The organism is Falsirhodobacter xinxiangensis (assembly GCF_004959935.1).
Taxonomy (GTDB): Bacteria; Pseudomonadota; Alphaproteobacteria; order Rhodobacterales; family Rhodobacteraceae; genus Falsirhodobacter; species Falsirhodobacter xinxiangensis.
This window is the reverse complement of sequence record NZ_SMYN01000019.1, coordinates 25,990-42,918: the sequence shown is the minus strand read 5'-3', so window position 1 is coordinate 42,918 and position 16,929 is coordinate 25,990. Positions and strand designations below refer to the sequence as shown.

17 protein-coding genes are annotated in these 16,929 nt (G+C 64.6%); 14 read left to right on the top strand and 3 right to left on the bottom strand.

Annotation, left to right across the window (positions count from 1 at the left end):
* Window positions 1–15 precede the first annotated feature (15 nt).
* Genes E2K76_RS16865 through E2K76_RS16845 form a run of 5 tightly spaced genes read left to right on the top strand, consistent with a single transcriptional unit; the run spans window position 16 to window position 3,876 of the window.
* A complete protein-coding gene (locus E2K76_RS16865; RefSeq protein WP_169053363.1) occupies window positions 16–987 on the top strand; it encodes an ABC transporter substrate-binding protein in 972 nt (323 codons plus the stop codon).
* A gap of 18 nt (window positions 988–1,005) precedes the next feature.
* Window positions 1,006–1,464: a CoxG family protein gene (locus E2K76_RS16860; RefSeq protein WP_136685622.1), complete on the top strand. Its 459-nt coding sequence runs from the start codon at window positions 1,006–1,008 to the stop codon at window positions 1,462–1,464.
* A 45-nt stretch (window positions 1,465–1,509) separates the two neighbouring features.
* Complete coding sequence (locus tag E2K76_RS16855; RefSeq protein ID WP_136685621.1) at window positions 1,510–2,307, top strand: ABC transporter ATP-binding protein; 798 nt, start codon at window positions 1,510–1,512, stop codon at window positions 2,305–2,307.
* Between the two features lies 1 nt (window position 2,308).
* Entirely contained in the window at window positions 2,309–3,079 is a 771-nt protein-coding gene (locus tag E2K76_RS16850; protein WP_136685620.1) for an ABC transporter permease, read from the top strand.
* Window positions 3,080–3,123: 44 nt separating this feature from the next.
* Entirely contained in the window at window positions 3,124–3,876 is a 753-nt protein-coding gene (locus E2K76_RS16845) for a sulfite exporter TauE/SafE family protein (RefSeq protein ID WP_136685619.1), read from the top strand.
* On the opposite strand, the gene E2K76_RS20425 is transcribed toward E2K76_RS16845, so the two are convergent.
* Window positions 3,873–4,322 carry a helix-turn-helix domain-containing protein gene (locus E2K76_RS20425; protein WP_169053362.1) on the bottom strand — a complete coding sequence of 150 codons (450 nt, stop codon included), beginning with the start codon at window positions 4,320–4,322 and terminating at the stop codon, window positions 3,873–3,875. The two genes, E2K76_RS16845 and E2K76_RS20425, sit on opposite strands and share 4 nt — an antisense overlap.
* 397 nt (window positions 4,323–4,719) lie before the next feature.
* Here E2K76_RS20425 and E2K76_RS16835 point away from each other — a divergent pair, with 397 nt between their 5' ends.
* From E2K76_RS16835 to E2K76_RS16795, 9 genes are read left to right on the top strand one after another with little or no spacing between them, the layout of a single operon-like run.
* Entirely contained in the window at window positions 4,720–5,775 is a 1,056-nt protein-coding gene (locus tag E2K76_RS16835; RefSeq protein WP_136685617.1) for a DODA-type extradiol aromatic ring-opening family dioxygenase, read from the top strand.
* A 3-nt stretch (window positions 5,776–5,778) separates the two neighbouring features.
* Window positions 5,779–7,206 (top strand): aldehyde dehydrogenase family protein, encoded by a 1,428-nt coding sequence (locus E2K76_RS16830; protein WP_136685616.1) that lies wholly within the window; start codon window positions 5,779–5,781, stop codon window positions 7,204–7,206.
* A complete protein-coding gene (locus E2K76_RS16825) occupies window positions 7,206–8,573 on the top strand; it encodes a gamma-glutamyltransferase (protein WP_136685615.1) in 1,368 nt (455 codons plus the stop codon). The genes E2K76_RS16830 and E2K76_RS16825 overlap by 1 nt, the downstream gene beginning before the upstream one ends.
* A gap of 13 nt (window positions 8,574–8,586) precedes the next feature.
* Window positions 8,587–9,381 carry an aspartate dehydrogenase gene (locus E2K76_RS16820; protein ID WP_169053361.1) on the top strand — a complete coding sequence of 265 codons (795 nt, stop codon included), beginning with the start codon at window positions 8,587–8,589 and terminating at the stop codon, window positions 9,379–9,381.
* On the top strand, window positions 9,369–10,151 hold the full coding sequence (locus E2K76_RS16815; RefSeq protein WP_136685613.1) for an NAD-dependent epimerase/dehydratase family protein: 783 nt from the start codon (window positions 9,369–9,371) through the stop codon (window positions 10,149–10,151). The genes E2K76_RS16820 and E2K76_RS16815 overlap by 13 nt, the downstream gene beginning before the upstream one ends.
* Window positions 10,148–10,966, top strand: coding sequence for a sulfite exporter TauE/SafE family protein (locus tag E2K76_RS16810; protein ID WP_136685612.1), 819 nt, complete (start codon window positions 10,148–10,150; stop codon window positions 10,964–10,966). Before E2K76_RS16815 ends, E2K76_RS16810 begins: the two co-directional genes overlap by 4 nt.
* Window positions 10,967–11,000: 34 nt before the next feature.
* Window positions 11,001–13,346 carry a xanthine dehydrogenase family protein molybdopterin-binding subunit gene (locus E2K76_RS16805; RefSeq protein WP_220432277.1) on the top strand — a complete coding sequence of 782 codons (2,346 nt, stop codon included), beginning with the start codon at window positions 11,001–11,003 and terminating at the stop codon, window positions 13,344–13,346.
* Window positions 13,343–14,128: an FAD binding domain-containing protein gene (locus tag E2K76_RS16800; RefSeq protein WP_136685610.1), complete on the top strand. Its 786-nt coding sequence runs from the start codon at window positions 13,343–13,345 to the stop codon at window positions 14,126–14,128. Before E2K76_RS16805 ends, E2K76_RS16800 begins: the two co-directional genes overlap by 4 nt.
* Window positions 14,125–14,595, top strand: coding sequence for a (2Fe-2S)-binding protein (locus E2K76_RS16795; RefSeq protein WP_136685609.1), 471 nt, complete (start codon window positions 14,125–14,127; stop codon window positions 14,593–14,595). Before E2K76_RS16800 ends, E2K76_RS16795 begins: the two co-directional genes overlap by 4 nt.
* A 15-nt stretch (window positions 14,596–14,610) precedes the next feature.
* Here the strand turns inward: E2K76_RS16795 and E2K76_RS16790 are convergent, their stop codons facing one another.
* Together E2K76_RS16790 and E2K76_RS16785 are read right to left on the bottom strand one after the other, a co-directional pair.
* Window positions 14,611–15,621: an amidohydrolase family protein gene (locus tag E2K76_RS16790; protein WP_136685608.1), complete on the bottom strand. Its 1,011-nt coding sequence runs from the start codon at window positions 15,619–15,621 to the stop codon at window positions 14,611–14,613.
* A gap of 10 nt (window positions 15,622–15,631) precedes the next feature.
* Window positions 15,632–16,864: an FAD-dependent oxidoreductase gene (locus E2K76_RS16785; RefSeq protein WP_136685607.1), complete on the bottom strand. Its 1,233-nt coding sequence runs from the start codon at window positions 16,862–16,864 to the stop codon at window positions 15,632–15,634.
* Between the last annotated feature and the right edge of the window lie 65 nt (window positions 16,865–16,929).

The window sequence follows — 16,929 nt, the reverse complement described above, 5'->3', positions numbered from 1 at the left end:
GCCGCAGGGGCCGCTATGCTCAGCACACCCTTTGTCGCAAGGGCGCAAGCCGGTGTGCCGATTTCGCTCGATTTTCGGATCTATGGCGGCAACGCGCCATTCTTCCTTGGCTCGGCGCAAGGAATCTTTGAACAGCTTGGCTTTGTCCCCACGTTCGACGGTGCAGCAGGTTCGGCCGAGTCGGTGCGGCGCGTGGCCACCGGCACCCATCAGTTCGGCTTTGCCGATGTCGCCACCCTTGTGGAATTCGCCGTCAGCAACCCCGAAGACACGCCCAAGCTGATCATGGGCGTTTTCGACCATGGGCCGCAGACCTTGCTAAGCATCGGCGCGCCCATCGCCTCGCTCGAAGACCTCAAGGGCAAACGGCTAGGCATCGGCGCGAACTCTGCCGCGACCAAACTGATGCCTGCCCTGATGAAACTGAACGGCATCGCCGAAGGCGAGATCGAATTTGTAAACGTAGATGTCCGCGTCCGCGACACGCTGTTGCTGCAAAAAGAAGTCGATGCAGTGGTTTGCTTCGACTACACTTCGATCTTCAACCTTGTCGAAAGCGGCGTATCGCGCGACGATATGCACATGCTGCATTTTTCTGATTTCGGGTTCAACTTTCCGGCCAACTCGTTGATTGCAAGCCAGAAAATGATCGACGAACAGCCCGACCTTTGCCGTGCCGTCGCGCTTGGTGTCGCGCGGTCCTGGCGCGCGGCCTACGCCGATCCGGCGGCGGCGGTCGATGCCGTCGTCGCGCAGGAACCGCTGCTGGTCAAGGAAGTGGAGCTTCAGCGCCTCCAGTTCGTGCTGGACACCCATGTTGCCACCGCAAGCGTCAAGGCCAACGGTCTGGGCCATGTCGACTCGGCACGCATGGCGGCTGGCACGGCGCTGATGCAAACCGGCTTCGGCTGGGCCATCGATCCCGCGCTGGAGAGTTACTACGATCCGCGCTTTTTGCCTGAGGCGGCCGAACTGGCCCTCGCCTGATACGACAAGGATGACATCATGCAAATGAACGGCACCCGCCATATCCGCGCAACGCGCGCCCGCGTTTGGGAACAGTTGAACGATCCGGCGGTTCTGCGCGCCTGCATCCCCGGCTGCCAGAGCCTTGAAGGTTCGCCCGACGAAGGGTTCACCGCGCAGGCGCGCCTTGCCGTCGGGCCGATCAAGGCGACTTTTGCGGGGGAGGTCACGCTGTCCGACATCGTCGCCCCCGAAAGCTATCGCATCGCGGGACAGGGCAAGGGCGGGATCGCGGGCTATGCCAGCGGCGCAGCAAATGTTCGCCTGACCGAGACCGAGGACGGCACGCTTCTGGCCTATGAAGTGGAGGCGGCTGTCGGCGGCAAGCTGGCGCAACTGGGCGCGCGGTTGATAGATTCGACAGCCACCAAGCTTTCGGGTCAGTTCTTCGACAGCTTTGTCGCCATCTGCGAGGACCAGACCGAAAACGCCGGCTGAAACGACAAGCCGGGCGCAAGTTCCGGCAGCACGGACAGGAAGCAAATGGAAGATTTCGTAACACTCGACAACGTCGCGCTTCGATATGGCGGCGCGAAGGGTACGCTTGCGCTTAGCGGGGCGGACCTGAAGATCCGCAAGGGTGAATTTGCGGCGGTAGTCGGCCCGTCCGGCTGCGGCAAGTCATCGCTGATGAAGCTGATGACCGGCCTTCAACCGCCGACCGAGGGCGCGATCCACGTGGACGGCGCACCGGTGTCAGGCCCGCTCAGCATCACCGGAATGGCGTTTCAGAACCCCTCGCTGCTGCCGTGGCGCACGCTTTTGCAGAACGTCATGCTGCCGCTAGAGATCGTGCGCCCGCACCGGCATCAGCTTGCCAGCCGCAAAGAGGAATACCTTGCCAAGGCGCGCGGGCTTCTGAAAACCGTGGGCCTGGCCGAGTTCGAGGAAAAGCATCCCTGGATGCTGTCGGGCGGCATGCAGCAACGCGCCAACCTGTGCCGGTCACTGATCCACGATCCCTCGCTGCTGATGCTGGACGAGCCTTTCGGCGCGCTCGACGCCTTTACCCGAGAGGAGCTTTGGGGCGTTTTGCAGGACATCTGGTTGGAAAAGCAGTTCACGACGATCCTTGTCACGCATGATCTGCGCGAAGCCGTCTTTCTGGCCGACGTTGTCTTCGTCATGAGCGCGCGCCCCGGCCGCGTCATCGCCACCCACCGCGTCGATCTTCCCCGCAAGCGCACGCTGGAGACCACCTTTGATCCGAAATTCATCGATATCGTTCACCAAATCCGCAATCAGATCGCCCAAATTCGCGAAGACAGCAAGGCGGCCTGAGATGAGCGAAGCCATGCGTCGCAGCATCGAGGCATCCATGCCATGGCTGGTCGTCGTGGGGCTGCTTGTCATCTGGCAGGCCAGCGTCGTGCTGCTGAACGTGCCGTCCTTCGTGCTGCCTGCCCCGACCGAGATATGGGCCGCGCTGCTGCAATACCGCGGCCCGATCTTTCAGCACGCGACATACACGATGATCTCTACCATGGCGGGGTTCGGGCTCGGGATCGTGGTGGGGCTGCTGATCGGCATCATGATCGGCAGCTCGCGTCTGGTCTATGCCGGGCTTTATCCGGTGCTGATCGGCTTCAACTCTGTCCCCAAGGTCGCGTTGGTTCCGATCATCGTGCTGTGGCTGGGCATCGGCCAACCCACCGCGATCGCGACCGCGTTCCTGCTGTGCTTCTTTCCCATTGCAGTGAACGTCGCGACCGGCCTTGCCACGGTAGAACCGGAGATGGAGGACGTTCTGCGCTCGCTTGGCGCATCGCGTCTGGACCTGATCCGCAAGATCGGGCTGCCGCGCGCAATGCCGTATTTCTTCGCGTCGTTGAAGGTGGCGATCACGCTGGCCTTCGTAGGCACGGTCATCGCGGAAACCATCGCCTCGAACAAGGGGATCGGCTACCTGATGATTCAGGCCTCATCGCAATTCCGCGTCGCGCTGATGTTTGCAGGCGTCGGGGTCATCGCGGTGCTGGGCATCGCCACGTACGCCATCTTTGCCGCTATCGAAAAGCGGATGACCGGCTGGGCCATGCGCGGCAAACGCTGATTTTCCCGCCCGCCCCCGTCGGGGCGGGCCTTTCGGGATATTCCATGCAATCGATCGAGACGTTTGCCATAGTCCTTGCCGCCCTCGCTGCAGGATCGATCATTAAAGGCGCCACGGGATTGGGTCTGCCCATCGTGGCGCTGCCGGTTCTGGCCTGGGTCTATGACGTGCCCCATGCCGTGGCAATTCTGGCGCTGCCCATCATCGCGACCAACCTATTGCAAATCCGCACCTCCTGGACGGCCACGCGCCAGACCGCGTTCCTGATCCCGATGATGGGGTTCGGCTTTGCGGGGACAGGGTTCGGCACATGGCTGCTGACGGTGCTGCCGCCGGATGCGCTTTCGGTCTGCCTCGGGCTGCTGCTGCTGTGCTATATCGGGCTTCGGATACTCGACCCCACCTTTGCGCTGGCGACGCGGACGGGGCTGCTGCTCGCCCCGCCTCTGGGGTTCGCGGCGGGGGTGATGCAGGGGGCGACAGGGCTTTGCGCGGCTGTGGGGGTGCCGTTCATCCACTCGCTCGGGCTTGCGCGCCGCGCGATGATCTTTGCCGTGTCGGTGATGTTTCTTGGCTTTGCGATCGTGCAGACGGCCCTGCTTTTGACGGTGGGCCTGATCCAGCCGCATCATCTGGCCGAAGGGGCGCTTGCCATGATTCCGGTGGCCATCTTCATGCCGTTGGGCAGTTGGCTGGGCAAACGCATGAACCGTATGACATTCGACCGCGTGTTTCTGGCAATCCTTGCCACGATCGGCCTTGGACTGGTGCGCGATGGGGTGCTGGGCCTGCTTTAACGCCGCCGTGCGTAACGCGCGGGCGTCTGGCCCATGTGCTTGCGAAAGACCTGCACGAACGAGCCCGCGTTCTCGTATCCCAGCCGGAACGCCACGTCCTGCACGCGATGGCCCGCGGTCAACAGCTCGGCCGCGCGAAGCAGCTTCACCTGAAGGCGGAACTGCCGCAGGGACAACGCGATCTCGGCCTTGAACCGCCGCTCCAGCGTGCGGATTCCCATCCCCGCGTCGCGCGCAAGCGATGCGACAGGCACTTCGTCCGAATCCAGCAAGCGGCGCGCAACTGCGACCAGCGCGGGCGATGTCGGCATCGGCACGGTGACGGCAGTTTCCTGCATCGGCACGATCTGATCCGCGATCACCCGCATCAGGCGGCGGTCCGCACCAGCGGGCCCGGGCATCATGGTAAGTATACGATCAACCAGCGCATCCAGCAGCGGCGTCATCTGAATGATCGTCAGCCTGCACGGCAGCCCGTCATGGGGCATTCCAAAATAGACCGTCCGCAGTTCCGTCGTGTCGATATGCCTGCATTCGTGCGGTAGCCCCGCAGGTATCCATATCGCCCTGTTACAGGGCAGAACGACCGCCATCATACTCGTAGAAATAGAAATTGCACCGCTGCGCACGTAAAGAAGCTGCCCCCGGTCATGGCTGTGCAAGCCCCGGTGCCCACCGCGCAGGACGGGCGCGCTCAATGCCGCGTGTCGCATCCGCTCACCTCTGTCGTTTCGGCCACATTATTTGACGCAATACCATCTAACACGACGAATTTCAACTTGGTATGTATACTGTCATAGTTTAAAGATACTCCCACGCTATCCTCTGCGAAAGGCCAACAGGATGCATTCCACTGTCGTCGGCGGCGCGATGCTGCCCCACGCCCCCCAATTCTTTACCCAGCCCGATACCGAGCCGAAGGAGATCATCGCTGCGGTCAAAAAGGTCGGGGCCGAGATCGGCGAAAAGCTGCATGCGCTAAAGCCCGATCTGTGGATCATCTTTTCCAACGACCATGCCGAACAGTTCTTCCACACCTCGGCCCCGCCCTTCACCATCCATGTCGGCGGCGAGGCGACGGGCGAATTCGCAGGCCATGACTTCAACTGGAAAGTGCCCAGCGAGATCGGGTTCGAGCTTGTGCGCCGCCTTTATCAGGAAGGGTTCGACCCGGCCTTCACCTCGACTGCAAAGATCGACTATGCCATCGGGATTCCGCTGACCCATCTGGGCGTGACGGCGCCTGTGCTGCCGATCTACGTCAACGCCTATCTGCCGCCGCAGCCGACGATGGAGCGGTGCTATGCCTTCGGCAAAGCCATCGCGCGCGCCGTGACGGCAATGGGCCTGCGCACGGCAATCATCTGCTCGGGCGGGATGTCGCATTTTCCCGGCACCGACCGCTATTCACACCCCGAACTCGACTGGGACATGAAGGCCGTGGGCCGTCTGGCCGAGGGGAACCTGAAATCCCTGATCGGCTATGACGAGGTAGAACTGGACGCCACAGGCAATATCGAGCTGCGTTGCTGGGCTTGCGGCGCGGGCGCATTGGGCGAGCGCAAGCCAGATGTCGTGTCGATCGACCCGTCATGGCACCACAACTACATGTCGCTGGGCTGGTATACCGAAGGCAACGCCGAGACCGAGGTTCACTACCCCTCGATCAAGCCCGAACTCGTGACGCTGACTGCCGCGCTGCACGGGCTGGCGCATGAACAGCCCAAGCGGCTGGCTTATCTGGAAAACCCCGCGTCCTATGCCGCCGATTTCGCTATGCCGAACGAACATCGCCGGATGCTTTCGGAAATGGACAGCCCCGCGATGGTCGCGGCAGGGGTGCACCCTCTGGTGCCGTTCCTTGCGGACATGCAGATCCGCCGTCTGCGCAAGGCCTGAGGGGTGGTTGTTCTCAGTTCCTGGATCGACGGCGGCCCTGTTGCGGCGACCGAGGCGGAACCGGCGTTCAAGCTGATCGACCCGTCCAGCGGTGCGCTGATCGCGCGGCTGGACGAGGGCGGCGGCGCCGCGACCGATCGCGCCGTCGTGGCGGCCGAAGCTGCGTTTCGCGCCAACCGCCGCTCGTCCCTGCACGATCGGGCGGGCTGGCTGCGGGCTGCCGCCGCCGCGCTGCGTGCGGCCTCGGACGACATCGCCGCACTGATCTGCGCCGATGTCGGCAAACCGCTGAAGGCCGCCCGGTTCGAGGCGGGCCGGGGCGGCGATTTTCTGGACAACTGCGCCGCCGCCACGCTGCAACTGACCGGAGAGACGATCCCCGTCGATGCCGCCCCCGCCGGACGCGGCCATTTCGGGTTCACGCGCCACGTCCCCTACGGCGTCGTCGCGGCGATCACGCCGTTCAACGCGCCGCTTAATTTGCTGCTGCAAAAGGTCGCCCCCGCGCTGGCCGCCGGAAACGCGGTGATCGTGAAACCAGCCCCGTCGGGGACGCGCACCGCTCTGCGCGTCGTGGCCGAGATGGAGGCTGCGGGCGTGCCCAAGGGGCTGGTCGGCGTGCTGACGGGCGACCGCGATACGGCGCTTGCGCTTGCCGCGCATCCCGGCGTATCGGCGGTGTCCTTTACCGGCGGCACGGTCGCTGGCGACGCGCTGGCGCGGGCTGCGAGTGCACGGAAATTTACAGCCGAGCTTGGCTCTAACGCCGCGAACGTCGTCTTTGCCGATGCGGACATCGCGACCGCCGCGAAAAAGATCGCCGGTGCCGCGTTCGAGGCGAGCGGCCAGCAATGCATCTCGGCCCAGCGGGTTCTGGTGCAGCGTCCGGTGTTCGACGCGTTTCTGGCGGCCTTTGTCGCCACCGCGCAGGGCATGAAGACGGGTGATCCGCTGGATATCACGACCGATCTTGGCCCGATGGTCCACCGCGCCGCCGCAGATAGGGTCATGGCGATGGCCGCGGACGCCGCAGCTGCGGGCGCGCGGGTACCGCTGGCCCCGGAACAGCGCGACTGTTTCGTGACCCCCGGCGTTTTTGCCGATGTGCCCCGCAACGCGCGACTGTGGACCGAGGAGGTCTTTGGCCCGCTTGCACTGGTCAACCCGTTCGACACGCTGGACGAGGCGCTGGAGCTGGCGAACGACTCCCCCTTCGGGCTGCAAGGCGCGGTGTTTACCGCTTCGCTCGCCACGGCGATGCGCTTCTCGGACGATTTCGAGGTCGGCTCGCTTTGGGTGAACGAGCCAAGCCGGTTCCGTTTGGACATGGCCCCTTTCGGCGGCGTCAAACGCAGCGGCGTCGGGCGCGAGGGTATCCGCTATGCCATCGAGGAGATGTCGCAGATCCGCTTTACCGGGATTATGATCTGATGGTGGCCGATGCGCTTTTGCGAGCATCGGTTTCGGTCTGCGGCCCTGCTGTGGTAACGGCGGCGCATCCTGCCGTCGCGGCGGCGGCGGCGGGGGCGTTGGCGGCGGGCGGCAATGCATTCGACGCGGCGGTCGCGGGCTGCCTGATGGAAACCGTGGCCCTGCCGATAAAATGCGGGCTGGCGGGCGATCTGGTCGCGCTGTTCCGTCCGGCGGGTGGGCAGATCACCGCGTTGATAAGCGTGGGGGCCGGGGCGGCGGCGCTGACGGCTGCCGCACTGACCCCGACCGGCCCTGCATCGGTCGGGGTACCCGGTGCGCCGCACGGCTATGCGACGCTGGCGGGAATGGGCCGATTGCCGCTAGGCGATCTGGCGCGACCCGCCATTTGCGCGGCACGTGCGGGCATCGCGTGGCGCGGCGTGGATTTGGCCTATGTACGCGCGGGTGCCGCGCTTTTGGCACGCTACAGCCCCGACAATCCTTATGCCCCGAATGGCGTGCTGCCCAAGGTGGGCGATATCCGCAAACTTCCCGGCCTTGGCGCGTTGGTCGAAGCCTTCGTCGCGCAACGCGAGGCGCTGTTCACCGGCGACCTTGGCGTCAGCATCGCGGAACGGGTGCAGCGGCTTGGCGGTTTCCTCCGCCCCGAGGATTTCGCCCAGACGCCCGCCCGCATCCTTGCCCCCCACCAGAACGGATCCCTTGTCACGACCCCTGCCCCCACCCACGGACCCGCGTTGGCGCAGGCCTTTGCACAGGGCGGCCCGCCGACGCCCGCGTTGGTGCGCGAGGTGCTGGCCGATGCCAAGGCACGTGGTCGCCGCGCGGCAGATGGCGGAACCTCGGTCTTCGGCTGTGCCGACGCCGAAGGGAATGTGGTCGTTGTCCTGCACTCCAATTCCTTTCCGCAGATGGCGTCGGGTGTGGTGATGCCCGACGGTCTGATCCTGAACAACCGCGCGGGCCGCGGCTTTGACCGCGACGCACCCGCAGGATCGGTCGCCGCGCCGGGGCCGGGCAAGACCCCGCCCACCACGCTGCACGCATGGGCGCAACGGCAGGATGGGCGGTTGATCTTTGGCGCAACGCCCGGCGGCGTGAACCAACTGCCGTGGAACCTGCAGGTCCTGACGCGGCTGGCTGCGGGCGATACGCTTGTCGATGCGGTCTGCGCCCCGCGTTGGGCGATGGATGCCAAAGGCGCTGTCACCGTAGAACCCGGTGCCCCGTCGAACGAGGGTACCGCCATCGCGCCCTATGCCCTGCGATCCGTCGCGCAGTTGCTTTGCGTGGCGGAAGATGGCGGTCTGCATCATGCCGCCGCCGATCCGCGCACGGGCGCGGTTGCGGTTGCGGTTTATTGAAGGAACAAGCGAAATGACTGAACTGCGCCTTGGAATGATCGGGTTTGGCGCGATCGGCCAGCAGATCGCGCGGCAGCTTTCGACCGTTCCGGTCGGCGCGATCCTGAGCACGCCCCGCGCACTGGAACAGACGCGGGCCGTCGCGCCCGCTGGCGCGCTGGTCACGGCTGACTGGGACGCGTTCGCGGCCTTTGCGCCGACGCTGGTCGTGGAATGTGCGGGTCACGCGGCGCTGCGGGCCTTGGGCGTGCGAGTGCTGGGTCTGGGTGCCGACCTGGTCATCGCCTCGGTGGGGGCGCTTGCCGATCACGAGACCGAGGCTGACCTGCGCCGCGCCGCCGAACGGGGCGGCAGAATTGTCATCCCCTCGGGCGCACTGGGCGGGCTGGACGTTCTGGGGTCGGCGCGTCATGCGGGGCTGGACAAGGTTCGCTATGAAAGCCGCAAGGCTCCCGCCGCGTGGCTTGGCACCCCCGCCGAGGATACGCTCGATCTGCGTGCCGTCACCTCGCCGGTCGTTTTCTTTACCGGCACCGCGCGCGAGGCTGCGCTGGCATTCCCCAAGAACGCCAACGTGGCGGCAACGGTGGCCCTTGCCGGAACGGGCTTCGATGCGACCGAGGTCGCCCTGATCGCCGACCCCGAGGCCACCGGCAACCGCCATGTCATCCTCGCCAGCGGTGCATTCGGAGAGATCGCGATCTCGGTCAACGGGCGCGTTTTGCCCGACAATCCCAAAAGCTCGGTTCTCGCCCCGTCCTCTTTGACGCGGGCGATAGAGATGGCGGTGGCAAGATGCGTGATATGAAAAGGGTGCTGCTGACCGGAGCATCGGGGCGCATCGGCAGCTATCTGCGCGGGGCGCTGGCGCAGGATTTCGCGCTGCACCTGAACGACGTTGCCGATCTTGGCCCTGCCCGCGCGAACGAGACGCTGTTTCAGGGCGATCTGACCGATCCCGATCTGTGCGCGCGCATGGTCGCAGGGCTCGATGCCATCGCCCATTTCGGCGGACGTTCGGGCATCCACAGCTTTGCCGATGTCCTTCATTCCAACATCGTCGGCATGCAGGTGCTTTACGAGGCGGCTCGCAAGGCGGGCGTGCGGCGCATCGTCTGGGCCTCATCGAACCACGTCACGGGCTTTCATCCAGTGACCGAGGTGATCGATCCCGCCAGCCCCCGCCGACCCGACAGTTTCTATGGCGTGTCCAAAAGCTTCGGCGAGGATCTGTCGCGCTTTTATTTCGACCGTTTTGGGATAGAGACGTTGTGCCTGCGGATCGGGTCCTGTTTCCCCGAACCCACGGCGCGGCGGATGCTTGCCACATGGTTGTCGCACCGCGACCTTGAACAGCTGGTGCGGTTGGGCCTTTCGGCGGGACGGATCGGGCATATGGTCGTCTATGCTACCTCGGAAACGCGCGAGGGATTCTGGCACAGCCCTGCCCTTCGGGTGCTGGGGTATCGGCCCAAGGACGACGCCGATGCCTTTGCCGCCCGCTTCGACGGCCCCTCGCCCGAGCGTTTTCAAGGCGGCCCATTTGCAACCGCCCCGCTTGCCGAGGATCGCGCATGATACTGGGCATACCTTTGCACGAGGCGATTTTGTTGTTGGCGGGGCTGCTCGCGGCCTCGGCGTTGGCGGGTGTGCTTTCGGGGCTGCTGGGCGTGGGTGGAGGCATCGTTCTGGTGCCGGTGCTGTTCTGGCTGTTCACCCTGACCGAGGTGGAGGACGACGTCGCGATGCACATGGCGGTGGCATCGTCGCTGGCCACGATCATCGCGACCTCTGTCGTTTCGGCGCGGGCGCATCGCAAGAAGGACGGGATCGACGCTGCGATCCTGTGGCGGTGGGGTCCGGCCGTGGCCTTTGGCGCGCTTGCATCGGGGCTGGCGGCGCGGTTCATCGATGGCGACGTGCTGCGCGCCGTTTTCGGCATCGTCGCCGTGCTGGTCGCGATCAACATGGCGACGCCGAAGTCTTTGGTGCTGCGCGCGGAGATGCCGGCCAGCCGGACGGTAAACGCTGCGATCGCCTGCGTAATCGGCGCATTCTCGGCGCTGATGGGGATCGGGGGCGGATCGCTGGCGGTGCCGACGATGGTAGCGTTTTCGGTGCCGATCCGGCGCGCGGTCGGCACCGCGTCGATGCTGGGGCTGTTTATTGCGGTTCCGGCAACGGCGGGGTTCGTGCTTTCCGGGCTGGGCGTGGCGGATCGCTTGCCCTTTTCCGTCGGTTACGTGAACCTTGTCGCGGTGGCGCTGATCCTGCCTCTGACAACCGCGCTTGCCCCTTTTGGCGCGGGTCTTGCCCATAGCCTCGATCCCCGGATCGTAAAGCGCTTTTTTGCCGTGTTTCTTGGCATCACCGCGATCAAGATGCTGACCTGACGCGAAACCCATGACATCTGCGAAAGACGACGACATGCATAGCGAGACAGCCGACCGATGGATCGGCAAGCCATTGCTCCGAAAGGAAGACGCCCGCCACCTGCTGGGGGCAAGCCAGTTCGTCGCCGATCTGCGGTTGCCGCACATGCAGGACGTAGCCTTTGTGCGCAGCGCCTCGGCCCACGGTCGCATCCTTTCCATCGATGCGGGCGGGGCGGAGCCGGGCACGGTCTGGACACTGGCCGATCTGCCGACCATCCATCCGCTGTTCGCAGGGCCGGAACTGGGGACGTTCCGCAACGCCGTCTATCCGCCGCTGGCGGACGGCAAGGTACTGTTCGCGGGCCAGCCGGTTGCGATGTGCCTTGGCGCGAACCGCGCGCTGGCCGAGGATGTCGCCTCTGCCGTCTGGGTCGATGTGGAGGAGCTGCCCCCCGTGATCGACGCGGTGAACGCGCTGGCCAAGGGTGCGGCGCGGCTGCATGACGACTGGCCGGACAACGGCTTTATCCACTCCGTCATCACGGGGGGCGATATCGCGTCGGTGGCGGATGCGCCCGTGCGGATGCGGCGGCGGTTCAAGATGAACCGGCAAGCCGCCAACCCGTTGGAGACGCGCGGCGTCGTCGCATATCGCGACCACCGCACGGACGAGTTGGTGGTCTACACATCGACCCAAGGGCCGCATGTAATGCGCCACGGGCTGTCCATCGCGCTTGGCATTCCCGAACACCGCCTGCGCGTCGTGGCCGTGGATGTGGGCGGCGGTTTCGGCGGCAAGAACCGCCTGATGCCCGAGGAAATCGCGATGGCCGCCCTTGCGCTGAGCGTCGATCACCCTGTCCGCTGGATCGAGGATCGGAACGAGCATCTGATCGCATCCGTCCACGCGCGGGAACATCATTACGACCTGACCGTGCTGGCCGAACGCGACGGCACCATTCTGGGGATCGAGGGGTCGATCCATGTCGATGCCGGGGCCTATGCGCTTTGGCCGTCGGGGCCGTTCATGGAAACGAGCATGGCGGCGCGGAACCTGCCGGGGTCCTATCGCATCCAGCATCTGAACATCGACACGCATACGGTTGCGACCAACAAGGCGCCGCTTGGCCCCTATCGCGGTGTGGCCCGCCCCGGCGCCTGTTTCGCGATCGAACGGCTGGTGGACGAATTGGCACACGAGCTGGGCATCGACCCGGTCGAGATCCGCCACCGCAATCTGGTCGGCCCGACCGAGATGCCCTATCGCACCGGCGGCGGGCTGAGGCTGGACAACGGCGACTATCCTACTGCGCTGGACAAGGCGGTGGCGATGATCGACCTGCCCGCGGTCCGTGCGCGGCAGGCGGCGGGGGAACCTGACGGCACCCGCATCGGCGTCGGCTTTGCCTGCTATACCGAGCAAAGCGGCCACGGCACCGTTGAATGGGTCAAGCGCAAGTCCCGCGTCGTGCCGGGATATGAGACGGCAACGATCCGCATGATGCCCGATGGATCAGCGCAGGTTCTGGTCGCGATCCAAAGCCACGGTCAGGGGTTGGAGACGTCGCTGGCGCAGATCGCCGCAGACGGGCTTGGCCTGACGCCTGCGCAGATCGTGGTGCGGCATGGGGATACCTCGATCTCTCCCTTCGGTTTCGGCACGTTCGCGTCGCGGTCCATCGTGTTTTGCGGTGGCGCGGTGACCAAGGCCGCCGCAGCGCTGGCCGAAAAAATCCGCGCCGTCGCCGCGCATCTGCTCCAAACCACGCCGGACCTGATCACGCTGCGGGACGGCGCGGCGCACGGACCGCAAGGAAGCATCCCGATCCCCGAGATTGCCCGCGCCGCCAACATCCGCCCCGAGGCGCTGCCCGAAGGGATGGCACCGGGGCTGGAGGCGACGGCAACCTATGAACCCCCCGAAAGCGGCGGAGTATTCTCCTATGGCGTTCATGCCGTGGTGGTGGCTGCGCATCCAGAAACAGGGGTGACGCGTATCCTCGATTACGTCGTGGTGGAGGATTGCGGCAACCTGATCAACCCGATGATCGTGGACGGCCAGATCATCGGCGGCGTTGCCCAAGGCATCGGCACCGCGCTGTACGAGGAGATCCCCTATGACGAAACCGGCCAGCCGATTGCGACCACTTGGGGCGACTACCTGATGCCCTGCGCGCCGGAAATCCCGTCGTTCCGCATCGGCCACATGGTGACCCCTGCGACCAGCACCGAACACGGCGTCAAGGGCATGGGCGAAGGCGGGGCCATCGCGCCCCCCGCCGCCATTGCCAACGCGCTGACGGACGCCTTCCGCGACATTGGCGCAAAGTTCTGCGAAACGCCGATGACGCCGCGCCGCGTCTCGGATGCCGTCGCATTGGCGAGGGGCGAGGAATGAAGTCAGCAAATTTCGAATATCTGCGCCCCACGTCCCTGCCCGACGCCCTTGACGCGGCAAATGACGAGACGACATTTCTGGCGGGTGGCCAGTCGCTGATGGCAATGTTGAACCTGCGTGTCACCTCGGCCGAGACGATGATCGACCTGTCGCGCCTGTCCGAGCTGCGCGGCGTGAACGAGACACCCGATGCCGTGACGCTGGGCGCGTTGACCACCCATGCGATGATCGAGGATGGGGCGGTGCCAGATCCCTCGGGCGGGTTGATGCCGCGCATCGCGTCCAAGATCGCCTATCGCGCGGTGCGGAATATGGGCACCATCGGCGGCAGCCTTGCGTTGGCCGATCCGGCGGCGGATTGGCCCTGCTGCCTGCTGGCGCTGGACGCGACCGTGCTGATCGAAGGGGCCACGTCGCGCGAGGAAGCCATCGAGGATTTCCTTCAGGACGCCTACACAACCACGCTGGAGGCGGGGGAGATCATCCGCGCCATCCGCATCCCCCGCAACACCGCGCCATGGGGAGTGTACAAGGTTACGCGCAAAAGCGGGGCCTTTGCGGATTCGCTGGCGATCTGCGTGCTGGGCGATGCCCCCCGCATCGCGCTGACCGGCACGCAGTCGCGCGCCCAGCGTCTGCGGCGGGCGGAATCCGCGCTGCATGGCGACCTGCGGGCCGCGATCCTTGCCGATCTGGCGGATGCCGATCCCGACGCAGACGCCTACAAGCGCCGCTGCCACCTTGCCACCGTTCTTGCCGCGATAAAGGAAGCGCAATCATGATCGACGTGACCCTGACCCTGAACGGCACCCCCCGCACCGTATCCGTTGAACCACGAGAAACGCTGTCCGATCTGGTCCGCAACCGCTGCGACATGACCGGCACGCATGTCGGCTGCGACCACGGGGCCTGCGGGGCCTGCACCGTGCATCTGGACGGGATGCCCGTGCGGTCCTGCATCGTGCTGGCCGCCACCTGCGACGGGCGCGAGGTCCGCACGATCGAGGCGACGCGCAAGGACGAGACATTCGGCGTCATCCGCCGCCATTTCCACGAAAAGCACGCGCTGCAATGCGGGTTCTGCACGCTGGGAATGCTGATGATGGCGGCGGACATCATCGCCCGCCACCCCACCCCGTCCGAGGATCAGATCCGCAATGCACTCAGCGGGCAGGTCTGCCGCTGCACGGGATACATGGGCATCGTCGCCGCCATCGCCAGCGCAGCCGAGGAATTGCGCGGCGCCTGAGCGCCGCGCCGATTTTCAGACCTTGACCTTCATCATGCGGCGGATGTTTCCGCCCATGACGTTCTCGCGGTCCTGCGGTGTCAGGTCCATCTGGTCCAGCACGTTCATCGTATCGCGGATGAACTGATAGCCGCCCTCGGGGTCGAACGGGCAGTCGCTGGCAAAGATGATCTTGTCCGCGCCAAAGAAATCAAAACCGCATTTCGTCGCCGAAAGCGATCCGAACAGGGCCGTGTCGGCATAGAACATTTTGAAGTAATCGACCGGACGCTTTTGCAGCGAGGCAAGAAGCCCATCGTAATCCTCGTCCGAGGTACGGCTGCCAAGCTGGTCCCAGCCGGGACCGACGCGCCCTTCGAAGAATGGAACCATCGCGCCCATGTGGTGGGTGATGATCTTCAGGTCCGGCAGCTTTTCGAAGATCTTGGAAAACACGATATGCGACATCGCGGCGGATGTCTCGTAGGGCCAGCCAAAGGTCCACCACACCTCGTATTTCGATTTTTCCTCTTTAGCGTAATCCGAAAATTTCGCGCCTCGCGTCGGGTGCAGCCAGATCGGCAGATCGTGATGCGCCATGCGTTCGAAGATCGGGAAGTAGTCGTCGTGATCCAGCGGCGCGCCGTCCACGTTGGTAAAGAATTGCACGCCGCCCGCGCCCAACTCCTCGACGCAACGGTCGATTTCCTCGATCGAGGCGCGGGTGTTGTTCATCGGCAGGGATGCGACGAAGGTCGGGAAGTGGTCGGGGTATTTCCGGCACAGCTCGGCAAAGCCGTCGTTGGCAAGGCGGGCCAGCGCGGGACTGTCCTCGGGGCCGCAGATCTGTTCGATCGGAGGCTGAGAGTTCGACAGGATCTGCTGATAGTCGCCAAAGCTGTCGATCATGCGCAGACGCGCCTCGACATCATAAAGCGTAGGGATGGTCAGCCAGCGCTTGATGGGGCCCTTGTTGGGGATCAGCTCTTGAATCCGTTCGAAATAGGCGGGGGGGAACAGATGGGTAAAGGCATCGGTGCGGATCATCGGGCTTTCCTTATTCGACGGCGTTGGCGGATTTCAGGCTCTCGAACAAAGAGCTGCGGTAGATGAATTGCTTGTGCAGGTCGGTGTTCTCGGACATGCGGCGCAGGTTATCGAGCGACTTGCGGCGCAGAGCGGGGTCCTTCTCTTCCAGACTTTTCTTGTTCTGGATGGACTGGGCCTGCACGAAGTCGATCTGCGCCTTGCGACGCTGGCGCGAATAGCGGTCGAAGACCGATGCGTCGGCGCGGGCGAACCAGACATCGGCCAGCTTTTCGGCAAGGTTCATCGCATCATGGATGCCGCCGTTCATGCCCATGCCACCGATGGGGTTGTTCACATGCGCGGCGTCGCCGGCAAGGAACACGCGGCCAAGGTTATAGGTCTTCGCCACCCGCTGGTGCACTTTGTAAAGCGCGTGATAGGCGATGTCGTAATCGCCGTCCTTGGGGTACAGGTTCTGAAGACGCCGCTGCACGCCTTCAAGGCTCATGGCGTCCTCGTCCCGCTCGTCCGCCGGCACGGGAAAGATGCCGCGCCAGATGCCGTTCCCGCCCTCGCCCTTCACTTTGAACAGGTTCAGCCATTCGTCGGGGTCAGAGAAGTAGTTGCGCGTGCAGTAACCGCGGTCGGTATCCAGATAGTCGAAGGTCGTGCCGATCTTGATGAACCGCTCGGCCCAGGTGAAGCCCTCGAATTCGATCCCCGCAAGCTCGCGCACGGTCGAACGAAAACCGTCGGTGCCGATGACATAAGAAGCGACCAGCGTCTCCGGCTCTCCCGCAGGGTTGGTCAGGGTCAGCGTCACGTCGTCTTCGGATTGCTCCATCCCGGTCAGCCGCCAGCCAAAGCGCACTTCGGCAAGGGGGTCGGCCTCAAGCTTTGGGACCACGGCCTCGACCAGCTTATATTGCTCCCATTGCAGAACGAAGGGATAGGCGACCTCGCCCTTTAGGACATCCACGTCGAAAACCGCGACCAGCTCGTTATCCACGCGGTTGCGATAGTGGAAGATCGGCGATTGCAGCCCGCCCGAGGGGGCCTCGGAAAACGCGTCGTCCAGCAGGCCCAGCTCGGCGAACATCTCGACCGTGGGGGGGTGAACGGTGGCTGCGCGCTGATCCTGAATCGGGGCATACTCGGCCTCGATCAGCACCACAGGAATGCCCTTGCGACTAAGCGCAAGCGCCATGACGGCCCCGACGGGCCCTGCACCAACGATGGCGACCGGCTTGGAATCAGACATATACGTCCCCGTTTTCTAATTTATGCTGGTATGCTTACGATTATATTTTGCCGCATTCAATCCTT